The organism is Frankia sp. CcI156, assembly GCF_001983015.1.
Classification (GTDB): Bacteria; Actinomycetota; Actinomycetes; order Frankiales; family Frankiaceae; genus Frankia; species Frankia casuarinae.
This window is the reverse complement of the sequence record NZ_MOMD01000034.1, coordinates 30,714-54,445: the sequence shown is the minus strand read 5'-3', so window position 1 is coordinate 54,445 and position 23,732 is coordinate 30,714. Positions and strand designations below refer to the sequence as shown.

Annotated in this window: 12 protein-coding genes; 7 read left to right on the top strand and 5 right to left on the bottom strand. The window is 70.5% G+C overall.

The features are described 5' to 3' along the window. Window positions 1-17: 17 nt before the first annotated feature. The 3 genes from CcI156_RS14035 to CcI156_RS14025 all read right to left on the bottom strand — a co-directional run bounded on the left by CcI156_RS14035 (window position 18) and on the right by CcI156_RS14025 (window position 7,950). A complete protein-coding gene (locus CcI156_RS14035) occupies window positions 18-2,663 on the bottom strand; it encodes a serine/threonine-protein kinase (protein WP_254847424.1) in 2,646 nt (881 codons plus the stop codon). 291 nt (window positions 2,664-2,954) lie between these two features. Further along, the gene (locus CcI156_RS14030; RefSeq protein ID WP_076806129.1) at window positions 2,955-3,593 is read right to left on the bottom strand and encodes a two-component system response regulator; all 639 of its coding nucleotides are present in this window, start codon (window positions 3,591-3,593) and stop codon (window positions 2,955-2,957) included. Window positions 3,594-3,729: 136 nt separating this feature from the next. Beyond that, window positions 3,730-7,950, bottom strand: a complete 4,221-nt coding sequence (locus tag CcI156_RS14025; protein WP_076806127.1) for a HAMP domain-containing protein — start codon at window positions 7,948-7,950, stop codon at window positions 3,730-3,732. Between the two features lie 172 nt (window positions 7,951-8,122). Between CcI156_RS14025 and CcI156_RS14020 the strand changes: the two genes are divergently transcribed. Both CcI156_RS14020 and CcI156_RS14015 read left to right on the top strand, forming a co-directional pair. Further along, the gene (locus tag CcI156_RS14020; RefSeq protein ID WP_076806126.1) at window positions 8,123-10,423 is read left to right on the top strand and encodes a SpoIIE family protein phosphatase; all 2,301 of its coding nucleotides are present in this window, start codon (window positions 8,123-8,125) and stop codon (window positions 10,421-10,423) included. 225 nt (window positions 10,424-10,648) lie between these two features. Continuing rightward, complete coding sequence (locus CcI156_RS14015; RefSeq protein ID WP_011438421.1) at window positions 10,649-11,494, top strand: ATP-binding protein; 846 nt, start codon at window positions 10,649-10,651, stop codon at window positions 11,492-11,494. Window positions 11,495-11,732: 238 nt separating this feature from the next. Here CcI156_RS14015 and CcI156_RS14010 read toward each other — a convergent pair whose 3' ends face one another. Beyond that, window positions 11,733-12,179 carry a hypothetical protein gene (locus CcI156_RS14010; protein ID WP_011438422.1) on the bottom strand — a complete coding sequence of 149 codons (447 nt, stop codon included), beginning with the start codon at window positions 12,177-12,179 and terminating at the stop codon, window positions 11,733-11,735. A gap of 372 nt (window positions 12,180-12,551) precedes the next feature. Then, complete coding sequence (locus CcI156_RS14005) at window positions 12,552-13,970, bottom strand: diaminopimelate decarboxylase (protein ID WP_023840993.1); 1,419 nt, start codon at window positions 13,968-13,970, stop codon at window positions 12,552-12,554. 618 nt (window positions 13,971-14,588) lie between these two features. Between CcI156_RS14005 and CcI156_RS14000 the strand changes: the two genes are divergently transcribed. From CcI156_RS14000 to CcI156_RS13980, 5 genes are all read left to right on the top strand, one after another. Beyond that, window positions 14,589-16,211: a diaminobutyrate--2-oxoglutarate transaminase family protein gene (locus CcI156_RS14000; RefSeq protein WP_076806124.1), complete on the top strand. Its 1,623-nt coding sequence runs from the start codon at window positions 14,589-14,591 to the stop codon at window positions 16,209-16,211. 161 nt (window positions 16,212-16,372) lie between these two features. Then, window positions 16,373-18,052, top strand: coding sequence for a pyridoxal-dependent decarboxylase (locus CcI156_RS13995; protein WP_051875276.1), 1,680 nt, complete (start codon window positions 16,373-16,375; stop codon window positions 18,050-18,052). Beyond that, window positions 18,049-20,067 carry an IucA/IucC family siderophore biosynthesis protein gene (locus CcI156_RS13990; RefSeq protein WP_023840995.1) on the top strand — a complete coding sequence of 673 codons (2,019 nt, stop codon included), beginning with the start codon at window positions 18,049-18,051 and terminating at the stop codon, window positions 20,065-20,067. The genes CcI156_RS13995 and CcI156_RS13990 overlap by 4 nt, the downstream gene beginning before the upstream one ends. A 71-nt stretch (window positions 20,068-20,138) precedes the next feature. After that, complete coding sequence (locus CcI156_RS13985) at window positions 20,139-21,581, top strand: lysine N(6)-hydroxylase/L-ornithine N(5)-oxygenase family protein (protein ID WP_083718539.1); 1,443 nt, start codon at window positions 20,139-20,141, stop codon at window positions 21,579-21,581. Continuing rightward, the gene (locus tag CcI156_RS13980; protein WP_076806119.1) at window positions 21,578-23,728 is read left to right on the top strand and encodes an IucA/IucC family siderophore biosynthesis protein; all 2,151 of its coding nucleotides are present in this window, start codon (window positions 21,578-21,580) and stop codon (window positions 23,726-23,728) included. The genes CcI156_RS13985 and CcI156_RS13980 overlap by 4 nt, the downstream gene beginning before the upstream one ends. Window positions 23,729-23,732 lie beyond the last annotated feature (4 nt).

Genomic DNA, 23,732 nt, shown 5'->3' with positions numbered 1-23,732 from the left:
GTCAGTCACCGGGCGGGTCAGTCACAGGGCGGGTCGTAGTGCCGGTGACCGAGGTAGGTCCGCCACTGCTCCCGATTGATGCGGCCCTCGGCCCTGGCACAGATCTCGTCCTCGGCCGCGAGCAGGTCGAGCTGCCAGAGACGGACGGCGTCACCGGCTACGACTGCGAGGACGCCCTCATGTCCCAGAGGTCCGAAGACCGTCGCCGTCGGCGCGGTGCCGACCGGCAGGGTGGCCCGCTGCACCGGCCGGGATGGTGAGCGCATGTCCCAGAGCGTTACCTGACCGGCCGGGGTACTGACAGCGAGGACCCGCCCGTCGGCGGAGAGCGCGATCGAACCGGCCTGGCCTGGCCGGCTCGCGATGGCGGTGAGGCGGTGCAGTCCCCGGGGGCTGTCCAGCCCATAGATCTCCGTCAGCGAGCCGCCGTCGGAGGTACTCGCCACGGCGAGCCACCGGCCGTCCGGGCTGACGAGGAGCTTGCGGACAGTGGCGGGGGCGGTCAGCTGGGCCCGGCGGCGCGGTTGCCCGGCAGCGGTCACATCCCAGACGGAGAGATGGCCTACCCCCCCGACCGCGAGCGAGTCGCCGTCGGGGGTGAAGGCGAGGCTGGTGACCTCCGCCGGCTGGGGCAGCTCGGCGAGGGCGCGAGGATTCTGCGGATGGCCGATGTCCCAGAGACGGACGACGCGATCGGCGCCCGCCGAGGCCAGGGTTCGACCATCCCCGCTCACCGCGACGCTCGCCACCGCACCCGTGTGTCCCCGCAACTCGGCGAGCAGACTCACCCGTTGACCGGTGTTGATCGCCGACTGAAGGTCACCGTCGTCCGTGGACCCGGGCTGGGCCAGCCGCCATAACCGGATCACCCCGTCCGTCCCCGCCGTCACCATGATCGTGGACGCCCGCACACCCGTGGCCGGACCGGATGCGGGTATCAGCGCGACGGCGAGCAGGCCCTTCACCGCGGCCGCCGGGGCGACCCCGGCCGCGAGGGGGCTGCGATCTCCCATGGCCGCGGCCACCGCGGGCAGGTCGGTGATGTAGCGCACCCGGCCAGGGCCGATGATGTTCCACACCGACCCGCCGAAGTCACCGACGATGATCAGATATCGACCATCCGGGGTGATCAGCAGATCGCGGATCGCTCCCGTCGCCGGCCCGATCTGCCGGATGCTCGCATTGACCAGCGCCTCCGCCGCAGCCGAGGTCGGAGCCATGCGGTAGGCCGAGACGRCGAGTTGGCCGGCGAGATCCGGTTCCCGGTCGAGAAGGCGCATCGCGCCACGGGCCGCCTCACGCGACGTGGCCGCCGCGCTGCGCTCCCGCAGCGTATCGACGATCACAACGGTCGAGAGGACGAGCACCGAGACCGCCACGCCGATCGAGAGCACGCGTCGAAGCCACCCGCGGTCCAGGTGATCCCGCGGTGACGATGGTGATGACAAGGCGGAGACATTCCCGGTGCCCTCCTGGACGTAGCTTGCGCGCGCTCTCGCGGCCGCGGTGGGCAGTGGGGCGGGCACACCGGCCAGAGCGGCCGACGGACCGGGAGACGACGGACCGGGAGACGACGGACCGGGAGACGACGGACGCATCCGCGGTTCTGCTCCGGTACGGACGGCGCCGAGGGCGACCGCGGCGGCCGGCGGGACGGCCGTGATCTCCGCGGCCGGCGGGACGGCCGTGATCTCCGCGGCCGGCCCGGTCCCGAGCACGGTCACGGTTTCGAGTACGGTCACGGTTTCGAGCACGATCTCGAGGCCGTGGATGGCACCGATGGCAGGAGCGGCGAGGTCGCTCGTGCCTACGACCTCCGGTTTCGTCTCGGACTCGACCGTCCGCCTCGTCTGCACCGGCACCAGCGTCTCGATGACACCCGCCGGCAGGGCGAGACGCCGGGTGGGTTCGACCGCCGGCTCCGCCTCGCTTCGTGTCGGATAGGCCATCAGCTGTTCGAGCAGTTCGGCCGCGGCCGGCCGGCGCTTCGGGTCCTTGCGCATCGCCGCCGCGACCAGCTCTCGCAGCTCCGGGCAGAACACGGACAGGTCGGGTTCCGCGTAGACGGCCCGCTGCAGCAGGACCCGGGGCGTTCCGGCACCGAATGGCGGCCGGCCGGTCGCGGCGAACAACAGCATGCCGCCCCAGGTAAAGACATCCGATGCGACGGTGGCGGTCTRCCCGAGAGCCTGTTCGGGCGTTATGAACGCAAGTGTTCCGATACCGGACGGCGGTCCGCCCGGATTATTGATGCTTACCGCATTCATCGCTCGGAAGAGCCCGAAGTCAACCAGCCGCACTCCCTGCCCGGAAAGAACCACATTGATAGGCTTCAGGTCGCCGAGGAAAATTTCCAATTCGTGCAGTGCGGCCAGAGCCGTCGCCAGCCCGACGGCGAGCCGGTAGGTGTCTGGTCCGGACAACGCTGCGCCGCCGGCGACGGTTGCGGCGAGAGTCGGAGCGTCGATGAACTCCGCGACGACGTATGGGGGGCGAGCGCCCGTGTCGAGGTCGAGGATGGCGGCGAGGCAGGACGGCGCCAACCGGCGGATGTTGTCGAGGTCGACGCGCAGGCGCCGACGGAACTCTGCGTCCCGCCCGAAGGGCGCAGTAATCGTCTTGACGAGGACCGGACGCGCCTCGCCGTTACGTGCAAGAAACACTGGTCCTGTCCTGGCGTCGACCAGCTTCCGTTCAACTGTATACGGACCGATAGTCTGGAGATCAGTCCCGGTGAGCCCAGGGAGGTTGCGCCGGGATATCGCCATACGACGAAACCTCCTACGACTGCACAAACCGGCCGTGCCGGCACGGCGGCGGATCTGGTCGACAAATTCATGTTATCGGCGCGAGCCATGGGCCGGGCGCCCCCTTGTGGTGGTCGAGCACCCACACCCACGCCATCCCGCCTAATGTTGGCGGGAGGCCGGATGCCCGCCGACGGGCGTGGACGATCAGGCGTTCGTCGGCCGGGCGAAGGGCTGCAACCGGGTGACGAGTCCGCGGACCTCGGCCCCGGCCGCAGCCAGGGTCTCCTCGGCGGAGCTGCGGCTGCTGCCCTCCAGCAGGACGTCCAACGCGATCAGCCGCTCCGCGATCTCCGTCATCAGATCAAAGTCGCGAACACGCTGGTGGACCAGTTCGGCCAGCCGCTCGTTCTTCTCGAACAGCTCGACGAAGACGCTGACCTTGGCCCGGAGCAACCAGGGGTCGAAAGGCTTCGCGATGTAGTCGACCGCGCCGACAGCGTAGCCGCGGAACGCGTGATGCGGCTCGCGGTCGATCGCCGTCAGAAAGATGATCGGAGTGTCTCGGGTACGCCCCCGCTGCTTGATCCGGTGCGCTGTCTCGAAACCGTCCATCCCCGGCATCTGGACGTCCAGCAGGATCACCGCGAAGTCGTCCACCAGAAGACGCTTGAGAGYTTCCTCACCCGACGACGCCGTGACGAGATCCTGATCCAGCGAGGCGAGAATCGCCTCCAGGGCCATCAGATTGTCCGCTCGATCGTCGACCAGCRGGATCTTGCTGCGGGGCCGTTCCGTGCTCGGCCCACCTTCRCCGTCGACGGAACCGCCGGTCCGCTCGGTCACCCGCCTGCCTCCTCCTTCGCGATCGCCCTGCCGACCCGTGGTGGGCGTCGCCACCCCTACATGATCACTGATCGCTCCCGGCGGCATCTCACCACCCCACCGATAGCCACCCGAATGCGCACCATACGCGATCTGATCAATACAGATACGACCGCATCACCCCGAGGAGATGCTCCAGATCCACGGGCTTGGTGATGTAGTCGGTGGCTCCGGCGGTGATGCTCTTCTCCCGATCTCCCGGCATGGCCTTGGCGGTCAGCACCAGGATCGGCAGGTCCGCGAACGCCGGCATGTCACGGATCATCGAGGTCGTTTCGTTGCCGTCCATGCCCGGCAACATCACATCCATCAGCACGAGGTGCACGGGCGGGGTGTCCTGCTGCAGCATACGGATCGCATCATGACCGTTGTCGGCGTAGAGGACCCGCATTCCGTACATCTCCAGCGCGCTGGTGAGCGCGAAGACGTTGCGGACGTCGTCGTCGACGACCAGCACCGTGGTGCCGACCAGGGGATCGGATCCTTCCGATCCCTCGGTCAGCGGGCGGCTGGCGGACTCGGTGGACTCGGTGGACTCGGTGAGGAACGGAGTCCCCACCGTGACGGGCTCGCTCGGCCGCCAGCCCGACGTGAAGGCCGCCGAGCCCTCCGCCGGTCCGCTGGCCGCGGCGGACCAGTGGGCGCCGCCGATCCCACCCGCGTCCCCGTGCCCGGCGGTTCCCCCCGCGCCGGGCCCGGAACGGGTCGGGGACAGGGACGAAGACGAAGACGGGGACGAGGGCGCGAGTGCCGCCGTGCCGAACCGGTCGGCGTCGGGGTTCTGCCATCCGTTCGCGGGCCCGGCATCGCGGCCGGCGGACGGCGCGGGTCCRCCACCCGGTTCCGCGTCCACTCCCTCACCCGACCGCCGCCCGAGGTACTGACCCGACGGATCGACGATCATGAGAACGTTGTCTGGCTCGCCCGGCGTGACCCCAAAGGGCGGCGTCTGCGCCGGCGGGGCCGACGGCAGGTAAAGGGTGAAGGTGCTCCCACGGCCGACCACGCTGGAGACCGCGATGGCCCCGCCCAGCAGGCGGGCGATCTCCTTGCTGATCGACAGGCCGAGCCCGGTGCCACCGTAGCGACGCGACGTCGTGCCGTCCGCCTGTTGGAACGCCTCGAAGATCATCCGAAGCTTCTCGACGGCGACCCCGATTCCGGTGTCGGTGACCGCGAACGACAACACCGTGCCCGCGGAACACAGGCTCGGCGAGAGGAAGGGCAGATCCGGCCGGGCGACGGTGACGTCCAGCCGGACGGTGCCGGTGTCGGTGAATTTCACCGCGTTCGACAGGAGGTTCTTCAGCACCTGCTGGAGGCGCTGCTCGTCGGTGACGAACTCGGCCGGCACGTCGGGAGCGAGGTTGACCTGGAATGACAGGCCCTTCTCCTCCGCCACGGGGCCGAAGACCCCGGCGACCGCGTCGCAGAGCGCCGCCGTGCGCACGGTGGTCGCATCGACGTTCATCTTGCCGGCCTCGACCTTCGACAGGTCCAGGATGTCGTTGATCAATTCGAGCAGCTCGGAACCGGCGGAGTGGATCGTCTCGGCGAAGTCGATCTGCTTGCGGGAGAGGTTACGGTCCGGGTTGTCGGCCAGCAGCTTGGCGAGGATGAGCAGACTGTTGAGCGGCGTGCGCAGCTCGTGGCTCATGTTCGCCAGGAACTCCGACTTGTACTGCGACGACAGCGCCAGCTGCTCGGCCTTCTCCTCCAACCCGATGCGGGCCAGCTCGATCTCGTGGTTCTTCTCCTCGAGCAGCGCCGCCTTCTCCTCAAGCTCGTTATTCGTCCGCTGCAGCTCGACCGACTGCGAACGCAGCTCCTGGGTGAGCCGCTGGGACTGGGCCAGCAGCTCCTCCGTCCGCGCGTTCGCCATGATCGTGTTCAGCACCACCCCGATGGTGTCGACGAGCTGGTCGACCAGGGTGARGTGCAGCTCGGAGAACGGCGAGAACGAGGCCAGCTCGATGACGCCGAGCACCTGGTTCTCGAACACGACCGGCACGACGACCAGGTCGCACGGCGGCGCCTCACCGAGTCCGCTGCGGATGTTGAGGTAGCCGGCTGGTACGTGCTCGACTCGGATACGGTCGCGTTCCAGGGCCGCCTGCCCGATGAGTCCCTCGCCGAACAGGAAGGTGCCGTCCGAGCGGCGCCGGGGCACCGAGCCGTAGCCGGCGACGTAGCGCAGCTTGTCACCCTCGATGAAGTCGAGCAGGTAGACCGTGCCCTGCTGGGCGTTGACCGCTGGCGTCATCTCACTGATGATCATCTGGCAGACCGCGTAGAGATCGCGCTGGCCCTGCATCTTGCTGCCGATCCGGGCCAGGTTGGACTTCAGCCAGTCCTGCTGGGCGTTGACCTCGGTGGTCTCGCGCAGTCGCGCGATCATCTGGTTGATGTTGTCCTTGAGCTCGGCGACCTCGCCCTCGGCCTCCACCGAGATGGACCGGGTCAGGTCACCGCGGGTCACCGCGGTGGAGACGTCGCCGATCGCCCGCAGCTGGATGGTCAGCGTGGACGCCAGCTGGTTGACGTTGTCGGTGAGGTCCTTCCACGTTCCGGCGACTCCGGCTACGGTGGCCTGACCGCCGAGCTTGCCCTCGACGCCAACCTCCCGGCCCACCCGGGTGATCTCCGCTGCGAACGAGGAGAGCTGGTCGACCATCGTGTTGACGGTGTCCTTCAGCTCGGCGATCTCACCCTGCGCGGTCACGGTGATCTTCTGGCTCAGGTCGCCGCGGGCCACCGCCGTGGTCACCAGCGCGATGTTGCGGACCTGACTGGTCAGGTTGCCCGCCATCGAGTTCACCGACTCCGTCAGATCCCGCCACACCCCCGACACCCCGCGCACATGCGCCTGCCCGCCCAGGTTGCCCTCGGTGCCCACCTCGCGGGCGACCCGGGTCACCTCGTCCGCAAACGACGACAACTGGTCCACCATCGTGTTCAGGGTGTCCTTGAGCTCCAGGATCTCACCCTGGGCCGCCACGGTGATCTTCTGCGACAGGTCGCCGCGGGYGACGGCGGTGGCGACGAGCGCGATGTTGCGGACCTGACTGGTCAGGTTGCCCGCCATCGAGTTCACCGACTCCGTCAGGTCCCGCCACACCCCCGACACGGCCCGCACGTGCGCCTGCCCGCCCAGGTTGCCCTCCGTGCCCACCTCCCAGGCGACCCGGGTCACCTCGTCCGCAAACGACGACAACTGGTCCACCATCGTGTTCAGGGTGTGCGCGAGGCCCGCGACCTCGCCCCGGGCGTCGACGGTGATCTGCCGGGTGAGGTCGCCGCGGGCCACGGCCGCCGCGACCTCGGCGATGCTGCGAACCTGGGTGGTGAGGTTGCCGGCCATGACGTTGACCGAGTCGGTCAGGTCGCGCCAGACCCCGGAAACGCCCTTGACCTGCGCCTGGCCGCCTAGCTTGCCCTCGGTGCCGACCTCCTTGGCCATCCGGGTGACCTCGTCGGCGAACGCGGAGAGCTGGTCGACCATCGTGTTGACGGTCGACTTCAGTTCGTGGATCTCACCGCGGGCGTCCACCGTGATCTTCTGACTCAGATCACCCTGCGCAACCGCGGTGGTGACCTGAGCGATGTTACGGACCTGGCTGGTCAGGTTGCCCGCCATCGAGTTCACCGACTCGGTGAGGTCCCGCCACACCCCCGAGACGCCCTTGACCTTGGCCTGCCCGCCCAGGTTGCCCTCGGTGCCCACCTCACGGGCGACCCGGGTCACCTCGTCCGCAAACGACGACAACTGGTCCACCATCGTGTTCACCGTGGTGCCGATCCGCAGGAACTCCCCGCGCACCGGCTGGCCGGCGATCTCCAACGCCATGTGCTKGGACAGGTCCCCCTCGGCCACCGCCGCTATGACCCGCGCCACCTCGTGGGTCGGCCGGGCCAGGTCGTCGATGAGGGAGTTCACCGCCTGCGTCATGTCGGACCAGCCGCCGGGGTTGCCCAGGTCCTCCATCCGCAGGGTGAGCCGACCGTCACGGCGGATCACCTTACTGACCCGGGCCAGCTCACGCGCGTGGCGCTCCTGGATGGCGGCCAGCTCGTCGAACTTGCGCACCACGTCACCGGCGTAGCCGTCCCGCGCCGCGAGGCGGGTCGAGAAGTCGCCCTCGCACAGGCGGGTCAGCCCGTGCAGGAGATCCGCGATCAGCTCGTCGGCGGCGGCCCGCGACGCCCGAGTGTCGTCCACGGGAAGGGATGCATGGGGCACGATGGTCGCGGTAGCGTCACCGCCTGGTGCATCCAGATCATGACGAGCCGAGGGTTGCGGGTCGTATGCGGGGCTCATTGGTCTCCTACCTGAGCTCAGTCGACACGATCGTCTCGGGTCCCGGGCCGGGCGGAGGGCCCGGGTCAAGGGCGGTCTCCCACGGGCACCGGCGTGGGGCGGCGTCGGTGGACAGGTGACACCAGCCGCCAGTATCCGCCTCACGATGGACAACGCAGGAGAGACTGAGTACATGTATGGCGCAGCAGGGGGTGGGACGATGCCGGCGCGCGCCATCGCGTTGCCACCGACGCCCGACTCCCCCCGGGCCGCCCGGCGCTTCCTGCTCGAGGCGTTGCACGGGCAGCTGGACGACGACCTGCTKGACTCCGCGCTTCTGCTCGTCACCGAGCTGGTCACCAATGTCGTCGTGCACGCGGGCACCTCGGCCACCGTGGAGGTGCGCGCGGACGGTGACGGCGTGCGGGTCGGGGTCACCGACCGGCATCCGGTCCGCATCGGCATGGCCCGGGTAAAGAAGGTCGAGGACGCTGACTTCGGCATCGACGGGCTGCGCGAGGACGGCCGCGGCCTCGCCCTCGTCGACGCGCTCGCGACGAGCTGGGGGACCGAGCACGGCCGCGGTGGCAAGACCGTCTGGTTCCGCCTGGAAACCGCCGGCGACGGCTCGCCCACCGCTGCTGTGACCAGTCCCGCTGTGGCTGTGACCTGTCCCGCGCCCCGCCCGGTACCGGCCCCCGTGGTACCGGCGCCGCGTCCGGTCCGGCTGATAGCCCGGGACACCGCCCGTGCCCTCACCGCCGAGGGCGAGGTCAGTGAGCTGCTCGCGCAGCTGGTGGACGCRCTCGCGGTCACCGCCGGGCTGGTGCGGCGTCCCGGGCGCGACGGCGGCCGGTCGGAGACCGTGGCCACGCTCGGGGCCGTCGGCCCGGTTACCGAGGCGCTCTTGTTCCCGCTGGATCCGACGCAGGAGAGCCTCGGCGAACTGCTGCTCTGGCCGGCGGCCGGCGGCCGCCCGAGTGGTTCGGGCGGCACCAGCGATTCGGGCGGCACCAGCGATTCGGGCGGAGTGGGTGTCCCCGGCGACGTCCGCCGGATGGATKCCGCCGCGGCGGCCGGGCTGGACCTGGAACGCATCCGCCTGACGACCCGATGGATGGCCCTGGCCCTCGGCGGCGGCGACATGCGACGCGCCGAGGAGCGCCGCATCGGGATGCTGTCCTTCCTCGCCGAGGCGTCCGATCTGCTGGCGGGCAGCCTGGACCTGAGCCGCTCGCTGGCGCTGCTCGCGCGGTTGCCGGTCCCGCGGCTGGCCCAGTGGTGCGCGGTGTACCTGCACCGGGAGAACGCCGATCCCGCCCTGTGGGCGGCGGCACACGCGGAGGAGAACGCGGCGGGCGCCCTCACCGCTGCCGCGGTCGACCCGGACGGCCCGTTGATGGCGGCGGTGCGCTCCGCGAGCGGAGACCGAGTGCGTTCACTGACCGCGCTCGGCGGACCGGCGCTCGTGATGGTGCTGCGGGCCCGGCGGCGGGTACTCGGGGTGCTCGCGCTCGGYCGCCCCGAGGGCAACGCCTTCGCCGCGGACGAGATCGATCTGCTCGCCGACCTCGCGCGCCGGGCCGCCTTCGCGGTCGACAACGCCCGGCTCTACAGCCGGCAGGTGGAACTGGCCGGCACGCTCCAGGCGGGTCTGCGCCCACCGGAGCTGCCGATGATCGAGGGACTGGATCTCGGTTCCGCCTACGGCGCCGCGCAGTCGGCGGGTCTCGACGTCGGCGGCGACTTCTTCGACCTGCTGTGGGGTCCGCTCGGCTGGACGATCGCCATCGGCGACGTCTGTGGCAAGGGTGCAGAGGCCGCCACCGTGACCGGGGTGGCCCGCGCCGTCCTGCGGCTGCTGACGGGCCGGGGTACGGAGCTCGGCGAGGTGCTGCTCGAGTTGAACCGGACCCTGCGCGACGCCGCGTCGTCTCATCCGAACGGGCAGAGTCGGTTCTGCACCCTGGCCGCCGCCACGATCATGGCGCCGGCCGGCGGACCCGCGGAGGGCGAGCCCGCCGACACCGACACCGACACCAGCACCAGCACCAGCACCAGCACCAGCACCAGCACCAGCACCAGCACCAGCACCAGCACCAGCACCAGCACCAGCACCAGCACCAGGATCCGACTSCGGCTGTTCCTCGCCGGCCATCCCCAGCCGGTGGTGCTGCACGCCGACGGGCGCGCCTCGCTCGTCGGTCGCCCGGGAACCCTGCTCGGCGTCCTCGACGACGACGAGGTCTCGTTTCCGGGGTTCGAGATCGTCCTGCGCCCGGGCGAGTCACTGGTCTTCTACACCGACGGGGTCATCGAGGCCCGCAATGGCGGGAAGCTGCTCGGCGAGGACCGGCTCCTCGACGCGATCGGGGGATGCGCAGGCCTGTCAGCGCAGGGGATCGCGGATCGCGTCCTGGCCGCCGCCGAGCGGTTTGCCGGCGGCAACCTGCGCGACGATGTCGCGATCCTCGTGGCGCGCGTGCCCGGCTGACCGGCATGATGGACGCTTCGGGGTACCTCCGAGGCGCCTCCGCTACGCCCGCGGGCGTCCCCCCGGGCCCCGCGGGCACGAAGGCCCACGGAAAGGAGGCGCCACCGGCACCGCACCGGATGCCAGATCGACATAGCCTCAAGAGGTGCGATCCGGAAACAGAGGCTTCAATCCCCACCCAGTGGGTAGAGCCACCTCGATATCCTCGCACAGGCTTGGTGGTCGATGAGCGCGTCTTCGGTCCCGATGGATGTGGTACGGCAGGCAACGTCCAGTTGCCCACCCGCAACCCACATACTCGCCGAGCTCCCCTATCTGCCCTCCGCCGTCCCGCAGGCCCGCAGGGTGCTCCGCGAGGGCATCCGGCTGGCGGACCTTCCCGAGGACCTGCGCGGCACCGCCGAGCTGCTCGTCAGCGAGCTCGTGACGAACGCGGTCAAATACGGGCAGCCGCCGCTGTGGCTGCTTATCGAGATACGGCCCGGTCTGATCCACGCGTCCGTGTCGGACACCTCGACGGTTCTGCCGCAGCGGCGTGAGGTCGCGCCGGACGCCGAGGGCGGTCGCGGCCTGCTGGTTCTCGACACGTTGGCGGGCAGCTGGGGGACGGTGGCGGTCGAGTCAGGGAAGTACCTGTGGTTCGACCTGCCCGTGCCGGTTCCGCCGGCGCCGGTGGTGGGTCGGCGGTCCGCCTCCGTCCCCGAAGCCGACGGCGCGGCCTCCCCGGGCGCCGGGAGCTCCTCGCTGCCCGAGGGGCCGTCGTCCGCCGACGGGTCGTCACCCGCCGAACCCACCGAACCTACCGAACCCACCGAACCCACCACTGTGACCCGCTCTGCCCCGGCCGCCCGGTACTCCCCACCGATCCGTCCCGCGCCACGTCCCCCGGCCGCCTCCGCATCGGCCCTGCTGTCGTCCGCCTTCGGGATGTCCCCCTTCCCGGTCCTGTCGAGGCGGCCGGGATCGGACCGTGCCGGATCAGGCCGCACCGGAGCGGCACGCGCGGGTTGGGAGGCGGCCCGGCCAAACGACGCCGAGGCGGCCGTCACGATCATCACCAACGGCCCCTGACGCCGTCACGTCATTCCCCGCCCGGCCCTCCCCCGCAGCGGATGGGTCCGGCATGGTTGGCGAATCACCCGATCAGCGGCTCAGCGGCTCAGCGGGTCAGCGGGTCAGCGCAGAGGTTCTGTGACGCCGGTTACAAAAGGGCGTGCGCTACTTGAAAAGCAATGCGGCACTGAATCGTGACGCCGCGTGACGTCACGATCGTCCAAGCGGGCCTCGCCCCGCCGCGGGCCACGTCCCGTCAGACGACGGACGTCCATCCCTGCCCGACGACGCACCGCCAGATGCGGCCACCCGAACCGGTCGAGCCCCCGATGACGAGCTGGCCCGTGGTCACGCAGTCGGCGGGCTGCGGATCGGTGACGCTGATCCGCACCCAGGGATGCAGGATGTCGTTGCCCTGGTGGACGTTGAAGTTGTCCCCGAACACGCCGGCGCCGCCGGCCTTGTTGACGGCGAAGATGGGTTGGTTCAGATGGTCGTAGACGATGAACAGCTGGCCGTTGGGCCCGCCCGTCGACTGGATACGAAGCCCCTCAGCGCTCTGGTTGGTCGCCCGGAACACCCAGGGGTTGCCGGTGAAACCGCTCTGCGCGTAGGCGTAGCCACCGCCGCCGAGCAGCCCGCCGACAAGGGTCGCCGCGCCGAGCACGCTGATGGTCCTGAGACGATGTAGGTACGAAAACATGGGTCTTCTCCCCGATCGATACTCCCGGCCGTGTCCTGATGTGACTCCCGATCGGCAGTCACGGCTGATCTGATAGGAATGCCACTATAGATTGCTAGTTATCTATTCATTGTGACAGAAGTCCTACTTTTGACCAGCCGAACGGGCCAGAACCACGACACATCGGCCCCCGCCGTCCGCAATGTCCCGTTTGGGCRCCAAGTCGATAAACACTGCGTATCGCCCCATCAACAGATTGTCAATAACCCGAAAAATGCGACTTGGAGTAATATTGTCTAGAATGTCAGAAATAACTGCCATGGCGGCTGGAGCGATGAGCTTGAACCTGGTGCTACCTGGTGCTGAAGGAACATTCCTCTCCCGGGTATCCGATCAGCTCGACCGATCGGTGGGGAACGGAGCATGCCGTGTTCCCCGAAGCTCGATGCGCCGGGCCCGGGGGTGGCCGAGGAAATCCGGCAGTGCGAACTCGTAGCCGTACGCACCCGCCATGGGGAAGACGACGACGTCACCCGGCCGCACCCGATCGACCGTGATGTCACGGGCGAGGGTGTCCTCCGGCGTGCACAGCTCCCCGACCACCGTCACCGGACGACCTTCGACCACCGCCTCCCGCGTGTGCTCCGGCTCCGGCCCACCGTTCCGGCCCGATCTCTCCACGACGGCGAAGTTATGGACGATCTCCCACGATGTCGGCAGCGCGAAATGATGAATTCCGCCACGCAGAATCACGAATTCCGTCCCGTAGGAATGTTTGACGTCGATCACCTCGGCGGCGTACCAGCCGGAGTCGGCCACCAGCATCCGCCCCGGCTCGAAGATTACCCGAGTTCCGTCCGGCACCGGCAGCGAACTTAGTCCCTCACCAAATCGGATTAGGTCAAAGGGCCGGTCACCGCGCCGGTCCGGTTCGAACGGAACCCCGAATCCACCGCCCACGTCGACCATCCGCAGCTCGATCCCGGCCACGGCAGCCGTCCGGACGGCGAAATCGAGACACCACCGGACGTAGCCCAGATGGGCGGCGGCATCGAGATTGCCGGACACTGCGTGGACATGGAATCCGACGACGTCGATATGGGCCAGATCCGCCGCGAGTTCGAGCGCGGCGGGGACCTCCGTTTCGGGGATGCCAAACGCACTCGGCCGACCGCCCATTTGGAGGGAGCCTGCCAGGCCTACCTGGGCCGGGTTGACGCGCACCGCCGCCCGCACCCGACGGCCGAGYCGGGCCGCGACGGCGTCCAGGCGGCGCAGTTCGCCGAAGCTCTCGACGTTGACGACGTCGACGTCGGCCGAGACCAGCGCGGTAAGCAGGGTCATCGACTTTCCCGGTCCGGATGCGACCAGGCGGGGACGTCGGGCGGAGTCGACCCGGCCGTACGCTGCCTGCGCCAGGCGCACCTCGTGCGCGGAGGAGACCTCGAAACCGTCGATGCCCCGACCGCTGGCGCCGGTCCTGGCGTCGCTCCTGGCGTCGGTCGGGGTGGCGCCCGGGCTGGAGTCACTCCGTTCCCGCCCCGACCGAGGGATGTCCGGACCGGTCCCACGCAACAGGGCGTCGAGTATCGGCGGAAAGCTGTTGGCCTTGACCGCGTAGCAGACCTCCGCCCACATGGGCAGGCAGGCCCGCAGCGCCGCGGCGTTCCGCGCGGCCGCCGCCGGGTCGTAAAAGTAGGCGCTGACCTCTCCGGCGCCGGCCGGCCAGGCACGCACCGCGGTCAACACCGGACGGGGGAGGCTTTCGGCGGGCAGGGCGCGCAGCGGCGCGGCCGAGGGCGGCAGGTCCACCAGATCGACTCCTCACTCCAATCAGTCGTCACTCCATCAGTCGTCCGAGACTCCATCAGTTGTCCGAGCTCAGCCGCGTCCCTCGCCAGGGACAGGACAATCCCCTCTGCCGCCAGGCGCACTGCCGCCAGGCGCACTGCCGCCAGGCGCACTGCCGCCAGGCGCACAGGAGCGATGGCGTGTGGCGCGGGCTGCCGAGTGCGGACGCATGGTCCAGAAGGGTGGTCCAGACAGTGGTCTCGGATRGGTGGTCTCCACCTGGACCCGACGCTGTCGGTTAGCCCGATGGTGGGGCGACGAAACACGGATCGGATCCGCAAACGGTGCCTGATACATCACACGGACCGCATCCGGCTTCCGTGCCGCCGGACGGTCGCGGGACGTTCGTCACCGCCATAACCGGTTGTCTGATTCTGATCAACGGGCGTGTAGTGGACATGCCGCAAACACCACAGCCTGAGGCCGATGTTTCTGCCGCAACCCGACTCCCCCGGACGGACTATGAAGAGACCACCACGTCTGCTTGGCACCACCATAACCTTGCGCGGAGCAACCATGGTGCGACTGGCTTAAGTTAGGCTTCCCTCAATCAGCCTGCGCGAAAGGGAGTCGCCCGCGATGACGGTTTCCGCTCGTGACGCCGCCGGCGGCTCAGCCGGCCGCACGGCGCCCCCCGCGACCGTGCCTTCCGTAACCACGAGAGCCACGACGACGCCCCCTGCGACCACGACCCCCCCGACCACGACCCCCCCGACCACGACCCCCGTCGCCGCCAGGTCCACGCCTGCAGCCCCCACCACGGGTCCCAGGTCCGCACCCACGGACGCCGCGAACCCGGCCACGATCCTCGCGCGTCAGCGTCAGCGCGAATCGGCGGCACGGACCTATGCGCGGACCCTCCCGATCGTGCCTGTCCGGGCGTCCGGAACCATGGTTCTCGGCGCGGATGGCCGCCGCTACCTGGACTGCCTGGCCGGCGCCGGAACGCTCGCGCTGGGACACAACCATCCGGTGGTAACCGAGGCGATCACATCGATGCTTGCCCGAGGCGCCCCGTTGCACACGCTCGACCTCGCCACCCCCGAGAAGGACGCCTTCACCGACGAACTCCGTGGCTGCCTGCCGGCCGGCATGGGGAGCGATGTGAAGTTGCACTTCTGCGGCCCGAGCGGCGCCGACGCGGTCGAGGCGGCCATCAAGCTCGCGCAGACGGTGACGGGCAACCAGACCATCCTCGCGTTCACCGGTGGATACCACGGAATGACGGCGGGTGCCCTGGCCGTGACCGGGAACGTCGCCGTCAAAGATCCTCTGCCGCCATCGACATCCGTCGTACGGCTGCCGTTCCCYTTCCCCTACCGGTGCCCGTTCGGGGTGGGGTCCGGTCGCGCCCCCGGTCCGGACGGTGCCGAGTTGTCCGCCCGCTACATCGAACGTCTCCTCGATGACCCGGCCGGAGGGGTAGTCAGGCCGGCGGCACTGATCGTAGAACCGGTTCAGGGTGAGGGCGGGGTGGTTCCCGCTCCTGACGGCTGGCTCCGCGCCATCCGCGAGATCACCCGTCGCCGCGGCATCCCACTGATCCTGGACGAGGTCCAGACGGGAGTCGGTCGCACCGGGAAGTACTGGGCCGCGCAGCACAGCGGCATCACCCCCGACATCATCGTCATGTCCAAGGYGATCGGCGGCGGGCTGCCACTGGCCGTCATCGCCTACCGGTCTGAGCTGGACACCTGGGCGCCCGGGGCACATACCGGCACCTTCCGTGGAAACCAGCTGGCGATGGCCGCGGGCCATGCCACGCTGCGCCTGGTGCGAGAGGACCGTCTCGACGAACGCGCCGCCCGACTCGGCACGCGCCTACTCACCGGCCTGGCAGAGATCGCCCGGAACCGGCCGCAGGTGGGCGACGTACGCGGCCGCGGGCTGATGCTCGGCGCCGAGATGGTCGATCCGACCGCAGCCCCGGACCTCGTCGGCGCGCATCCCGCCGACGCGAGACTCGCCGGTCTGGTACGTGCCGAATGTCTGCGCCGCGGCCTGATCATCGAGCTCGGTGGGCGRCACGGCGCGGTCGTCCGGCTGTTGCCACCGCTGATCCTCAGCGATGAGGAGGGCGATCGCGTCCTCGCGATCCTCGCCGACGCCATCGATGCCGCCGTCCGCAGGCTCTCCGTCCACGCGGCTTTGGGACACCCACCCGCCGATCAGGCCCACGTCCGGTTCGGATCCGCCGGATGATCCCCCCGCGCAGCCCTGACACACCTGTCGCCACCGCGCCGGCCGGAGAGTCCGCACCAGCCGGAAAGCCCACGTCGGCGGAGGAACGGGGGCGGAGGAACGGGGGGTCCACGGACGGTCCACGGAGGCGGGAGATCCCCATCCTCCCGGGGCTACGGCCGATGGTCGATCTCGCGTTGGCCGCCCTCGACGATGGCCGCCGGATCCGCGGCGGCCCGCTGCCCGCCGGTGGTCCACCGGTGGTGCGCGCCATGACCAGAGCTGCCCTCGGCCTGACTCCGGCCGATCCGGCCCCGGCCGATCCGGCCCCGGCCGATCCGGCCCCCCCGGACAGTACAGGGACCCTGCTACCGAGGACCGGAATCGGCCCGTCGGCCGCGCTGACCGGCCTGGTCGAAGCCCTGGCCGCCGGTTCCGCGGACCCGGCGGACCCGTGGTGYGCCGCCCATTTGCACTGCCCTCCGCTGGCGGTCGCGGTCGCCGCCGACCTCGCCGTGAGCGCCCTCAATCCGTCCCTGGACTCCTGGGACCAGGCTCCCGCGGCCACGACGATCGAGACCGAGGTCGTCGCGACCCTGGCCGCACTGGTCGGCTTCGATCCGGACCGGGCCACCGGCACGATCACCACCGGTGGGACCGAATCGAACCTGATGGGCCTGTTCCTCGGTCGGGACGCGGCCCGCCGTGGCCCGACCGGGCAAGACGCTTTGGGCCCGGCCGCCCCAGGTCACGATGCCGGGCACCAAGGAGGCCCCGGGCACCGAGGAGCGGACCGGCCGGCACCTCGGGTGTTCCGTTCGGCGGCGGCACACTTCTCGATTGATCGGGCGGCGTCCCTGCTCGCGATCGACGCGCCTCCGGTGCTGGTCATCGAGACCGACGACCGGCACCGGATGCGCGTCGAGGCGCTCCGTCACGCCCTGGCCGCGCACGCCGGGCCGGCCATCGTCGTGGCCACCGCTGGTACCACCGATGCGGGCGCGGTCGACCCGCTTCGGCAGATCGCCGCGGTGGTCGAGGAACATCGCCTCCGGTTAGGTGGGTCGCAGGACCCGAGCAGGCCATCGGGCATGGAGGCAAGGTCCGGCAGGGCGGCCTGCTGGTTTCACGTGGACGCCGCCCACGGCGGCGGCGCGTTGCTGTCCGAGCGGCTGGCCGGCCTGCTGGACGGACTCGACCTCGCAGATTCGGTCGCACTGGATCTGCACAAACTCGGCTGGCAGCCGGCGCCGGCCGGGGTCTTCCTCACCGCCCGCGACGACGGYTGGGCCAGCCTCGCGACACGGGCGGAGTACCTCAACCCGGAGGATGACGAGGCGGCCGGCTTCACCAGCCTGCTGGGCCGGTCGCTGCGGACCACCCGCCGCGCGGACGCCTTCCCCATCGCGGTCACCCTTCGGGCCCTCGGCCGCGACGGTCTCGGCGCCCGGGTGGATGCCTGCCATGATCTCGCGCAGCACGCGGCACGGACGGTGCGCGCCGACCCCCGTCTCGAACTCGCCTTCCCGGTAACACTCAGCACCCTCGTCTTCCGCTACCGGCCGCCACAGGCCATCTCGGATCCGACCGCGTCCGGCCCCACCGCATCCGGYCCCGCGGGCCCGCCCTCCCCCGACCGGGTGGACCGGATCAACGCCCGGCTGCGCCGGGAACTGCTCGTCGCCGGCCGGGCCGTCGTGGGGCGCACCCAACTCGGTCCCCGTCACGCGGTCTTCCTGAAGCTGACTCTGCTCAATCCCGACGCCACCACGGCGGACGTCGACGCGCTGCTCGGGCTGATCGCCGAGACCGGGGACGTCCTTGCCGCCGGTGGTTCCACCAGGGCCCGGCGGCGGTCGTGACCGGCGATCGACCGCAGTCCGAGGCCATCGCGGACGCGACCATCGCGGACGAGATCGTCACGGAGACTCTGCTGCGGTGCTGGGTGCGGGAGACAGGCGTCCGGTTACCGGCAGACGCCCGGACGCTCGGCATCGACCTACCCGCATCCGGCCTGTCCGTTCGGGCGACGTTGACGCACCACTCCCCGGCCGGATGGCACGGGTTCGGACCACCACGCCTGGTTTCCGCGGCCCGCGAACCAGCCCCGGTGGACGCGGGCCTGCTCGCCGCGCTGCTCGTCCGAGAGGTCGTCACGCGGGATGGGCTACCGCCGGCCCTCGGCGCCCAGGCGCTGGGAAGGATCATCGATTCCGCCGGCTGGATCGCGAGCTGCCTCGCGGCCCGCGGTCCCGGGCCGGACCCGGCCACCATCCCCCCGTTCCTCGCCGCGGAGCAGGCCCTGATCACCGGTCATCCGTTCCATCCGGCGGCCAAGAGTCGCCAGGGGGCTTCGCCGGAGGCACTGGCCACCTACTCTCCGGAAGTCGGCGGGTCCTTTGCGCTGCACTGGTTCGCAGCCCATCCCTCCGTGGTGACCGTCTCGGGCAGTACGACGACCCGCTCCGGAGGGCGGGACCAGGCCCTCGGCACGAACGGCCGGGGCCTGATCCGGCTGCTGGCGGATCTGGCCAGGGAAGACGCTGGGGCCGAGGAGCCGAAGTCCGACCTCTCGGCCGCGTCCGGTTCCGGACCAGACCGACATGGCCCACCCGGGCTCACGGGGTCCCCTCGGACCGGCGGACGCGATCGCCCGGACATTCCCGCCGGTTACGTCGTGGTACCCGCGCATCCCTGGCAGGCGGACGAGGTCAGCAGGCGGGAACCGGTCGCCGAGCTGCTTGCGGACGGCCGCCTGATCGACCTCGGGGTGTCCGGGCACCGGTGGTATCCCACCTCGTCGCTGCGTACCGTCTGGCGGCCGGAGATCCCGGTGATGCTCAAGCTCTCGCTGGGGATGCGGATCACCAACTCGCGCCGGGTGCTGCAGCTCGACGAGCTGCGGCTCGGCGCGATGACCGCGAGGCTGATCGACGCCGGTCTCGGCGCGGCGCTCGCCGCCCGACATCCGAACTTCCGCCTCATCGGGGAGCCCGGTTGGGTGGCCGTCACCCGACCGGGAGGGGAGGGTCGGCCCCGAACCGGCCCCGCAACACCGCTGCGGATCGGGTCCGGCGAGCGGCGCGACGGAGGGCGCGACGAGGACGGCGTCGGGCTGGAGACCGCCGTCCGGGTCAATCCGTTCGGGTCAGTCGACCGGGTGGTGTGCGCCGCGGCACTCATCGCGCCCAGGCCCGAGCGGACCACGGACAGCCGTGGCCGGGCCCGGACGGCGATGCTTCCCCGGATCCTCACGACGCTGGCTGGCTCGCTGAGCGATCCCCTCCCGACGCTGACCGACGCCTGGTTCGACCGTTACCTGACCGTGGTAGCCGCCCCGGTGGTGGACCTCTACCTGCATTTCGGGATCGGCGTCGAGGCCCACCTGCAGAACACCCTGGTCACCCTGGACGCGGCGGGCTGGCCGATCGCCGGCTGGTACCGCGACAGCCAGGGCTACTACGTGGCCACCTCCGCCACGGCGGAGGTGCAGCAGCTGCTGCCCGGCTTCGGTACCGGGCTCAACGCGATCTTCGATGACGCGCTGGTGGCCGAGAGGACCATCTACTACCTGTTCGTGAACAACGTCTTCGCCCTCGCCGGCGCGCTCGGGGTCGCGGGTGTCGCGGACGAGCGCCGCCTGCTCGGGCGGGTGCGTGGCCTGCTCCATCGGCTGGACGAGGATGGCCCACGCGGGCGGGGGCTGCGACCACCCGCCGCTCGCCGAGCACTGATCACCAGGCTGCTCGACTCCCCCACCCTGCCATGCAAGGCCAACCTGCGCACCTGCGTGGACGGGCGGGACGAACTGGTCGGACCGGTGGCCACTCAGTCGGTGTACGTGCCGATCCCCAACCCGCTCCTGGAGGCCTCGTGACCTTCCGCGCCCCGTCCACAGCTCGCGGCGAGCGCCCGCGTACCGTCGACGACGGATCGGCGTTCGCGGGTCTGCCGGCGGGGGGCGAACCGCCCTACGACGTGGTCGGGGTCGGGTTGGGGCCGTTCAACCTGTCGCTTGCGGCCCTGGCCGACGGGCTRCCCGGCCTGCGGGCCGTCTTCTTCGACCAGGCGCCGGCCTTCAGCTGGCATCCCGGCCTGCTGTTGGAAGGTACGACCCTGCAGGTGCCGTTCCTCGCCGATCTCGTCACCCTGATCGACCCGACCAGCAGATGGTCCTTCCTGGCGTACCTGCGCGAGCATGACCGGCTCTTCCGCTTCTATCTCTACGAACGGTTCCACATCCCCCGCCGGGAGTATGACGACTACTGCCGGTGGGTCGCCGACGGTCTCGACTCCACCCACTTCGGCACCCGTGTCGAGGCGGTCCGCTGGGATCCCGACACCCGCCTGTTCCAAGTGACGATCGTCCAGCCCCACCGGTCCGATCAGGCAGGGCAGTCCGGMGCGTCCCCGACACGGGTGGTGACCGCTCGGCACCTGGTCCTCGGGATCGGAACCGAACCGATCATGCCGCTGGCCTTCGCGGGGATGCCGAACGGGCGGGCCTTCCATGCGGCCGAGTACCAGCAGCGGCGTTCCGCGCTGGCGGGRCTTTCCCGGGTCACGGTGGTCGGCTCCGGACAGTCCGGGGCGGAGGTGTTCGCGGATCTGCTCCGCGCACAACCGGTGACCGGCCATCAGCTGACCTGGATCACCCGCACCCCCGCCTTCGCACCGATGGAGTACTCCAAACTCGGCCTCGAACAGTTCACCCCCGACTTCGTCCGCTATTTCCACGGTCTGGAGCAGACGACCAAGGACACGCTCGTTCCGGCTCAGTGGCAGCTCTACAAGGGGATYGACGCGGACACCATCGCGGAGATCTACGACCTGCTGTACGAACGGACGATCGGCGGGGCGGACGTGGCGGCGACGCTGCTGCCGGGCGTCGTCGTGGAGACGGCCTCGCAGCGGGACCGGGGCGGTGASATCACTCTCGGCTGCCGCCACCGCGATCAGAACCGCGCCTTTCCCGTCCACACCGACGCGGTGGTGCTTGCGACCGGATACGCCGCCCGCCGGCCGACCCTGCTCGATCCCATGGCCGGACTGATCGACGTCGACGACAGGGGCCGCTTCCGCGTCGACGCCCGGTACCGGGTGGCGACCGACGCCGGTCTGACCGGCCGTGTCTACGTCCAGAACGCGGAGCTGCACACGCACGGCGTCGTGACGCCCGACCTCGGCCTCGGTGCCTGGCGCGCCGCGGTCATCCTCGACGACCTGACCGGCGGCGACGCCTACCGGCTGCCGTCGCCGTCGGCGTTCACGACCTTCGGGGTCCCCACCCGGTCGGGCCAGCCTGACGGGAACGGCCAGGCCTTAGGCGAGCGGCGCGTACGGCCGCGCGATCCGGCCCCGACCAAGACGGCCGGGACGGCCGGGCGTTGACCACGTCATGGTCCGCGCCACCGCCCGCGGCACCGTCCCCGGGGCGGACCGGGTCGGCGGACCGATGGCGGCAGGCCGGCCGTGCCCTGCTGGCCAAGCTCATCGCCGAAATGGCCTACGAGGAGCTACTCAGTCCGCAACCCGACGAGCCAGCGGATGCCGCGGCCGGGCCGGCGGGCTCCCCGGGCGGGCCGCCACCCACTGCACCGGCACGGACGAGCGATCCCGCSGTGCGCGGCGTGACCCCGGACGGGCGCAGGCACCCCCCGATCGGACGGGGTCCCATCCAGGGTTACCGGCTCCGAGCCGGGGGCGTCACATACGCTTTCACCGCCCGACGTGGCACATTCGGGTCCTGGTGGATCGATGCCGCCACGCTGACCCGCTCGGTTACGCCGCCCGGCCCGGACGGCAGCCCCCCCGAACCGGGCACCGCACCGACCGTTCCGGGCACCGCACCGGCGGACGACCCGATCCGCTTTCTCCAGGACATGCAGGTCCTGCTCGGCTGGTCCGATCCGGTCCTCGCCGACGTGGTACGCGATCTGCTCGCCACCCAGGCAGCCGATCATCATCTGCTCGGAACGGCGATTCCCGCGGTGGATCTCGCCGATCTGCCGTTCGTCGCGCTCGATGGGTACCAGACCGGCCATCCCTGTCTCGTCGCGAACAAGGGACGGCTCGGTTTCGGCGCGGCCGCGGCCGTCTACGCCCCCGAGGCGCGCCGGCCCTTCCGACTGCGATGGGTGGCCGCACACCGCGCGATCGGGCGGTACAGCGCCATCGCCCCCAAGGCCATCGACCTTTCTGGCCAGGGCGCGCCGACCGTGCCCGACCTGCTCACCACGGAACTCGACGAGCAGACCCGCGCCCACTTCACCGATGTGCTCCGCGGCGCCCTGCCGGACGAGCCACGCCGGCCGGGCCCCGCGCCCCTCTCCGCCCCACCCGCCGGACCACCCGCCGGTACGACGATCGCCGACTATGTCTGGCTACCCGTCCACCCGTGGCAGTGGGAGAACGTAATCGTGCCGCTCTATGCGGCCGAGATCGCCACCGGCCTGCTGGTACCGCTGGGCGAAGCACCGGACCGGTACCTGCCCCTGCAGGCGGTGCGCACCCTCGCCAACGTCGACCGGCCGGACCGGCGGAACGTCAAGCTCGCGCTGATGATCCGTAACACGCTGGTGTGGCGAGGGATGTCGGCGGCTGATGCCATCGCCGGGCCGGCGATGTCGAGCTGGCTGCTCGGGCTTCGCGACGCGGATCCCTTCCTGCGCGACGTGACCCGGGTTCTCCCGCTTCCGGAGGTCGCCGGCGCCACCGTCCGGCACCCGGCCTACGACGCCGTCCCCGACGCGCCCTACCGCCTCCACGAACTACTCGGCGTGCTCTGGCGTGATCCGGTGGAGCGGTTTCTCGACGGCGGGGAGCGGGCGCGCAGCCTCGCGTCCCTGCTGGCGGTCGGCTCCGACGGTCGGGCAGTCGTCGCCGAGCTCGTGGCCCGCTCGGGCCGGCCGGCGCACGACTGGCTCGCCGCGCTGTTCGCCGCTCTCCTGCCGCCGCTGCTGCACTACCTGTACCGGTACGGCGTGGCCTTCACGCCGCACGGCGAGAACGTCCTGTGCATCTTCGATGCCGAGGAGATGCCCCGCCGCATAGCCGTGAAGGACTTCGGCGCGGACATCGAACTGGTGTCCGGCGAGTTCCCCGAGCGGCGGGGGATGCCACCGGAGGCGGTCGAGCACTGCCGGCGGTGGCCCGGCCCGGTCCTGGCCMACTCCCTGCTCTCGGCGGTGTTCRCCGGGCACTTCCGCTTCTTCGCGGTGCTCGTGGCGGATCATCTCGATGTGGACGAGAACCAGTTCTGGCGGCTCGTGCGGGCGACGGTCGACCAGTACCACGCGAGGTTCCCGGCCCTGCGGGAGCGGTTCGCCTCGATCGATCTCCTCGGGCCGGCGTTCGGTCGGGTCTGCCTGAACCGCGAGCAGTTCGCGGGCGCCGGGTTCCACGATCGCGCCGACCGGGACGGAGGCTTCGACCTGATACACGGYGAGGTCGCGAACCCACTGCACGATGTGTCCACCCTCACGACGGGCCCGGCGCGACCGGCAGCCCCGACGGAACCGGCGCCGCCTACGGCATGAACGG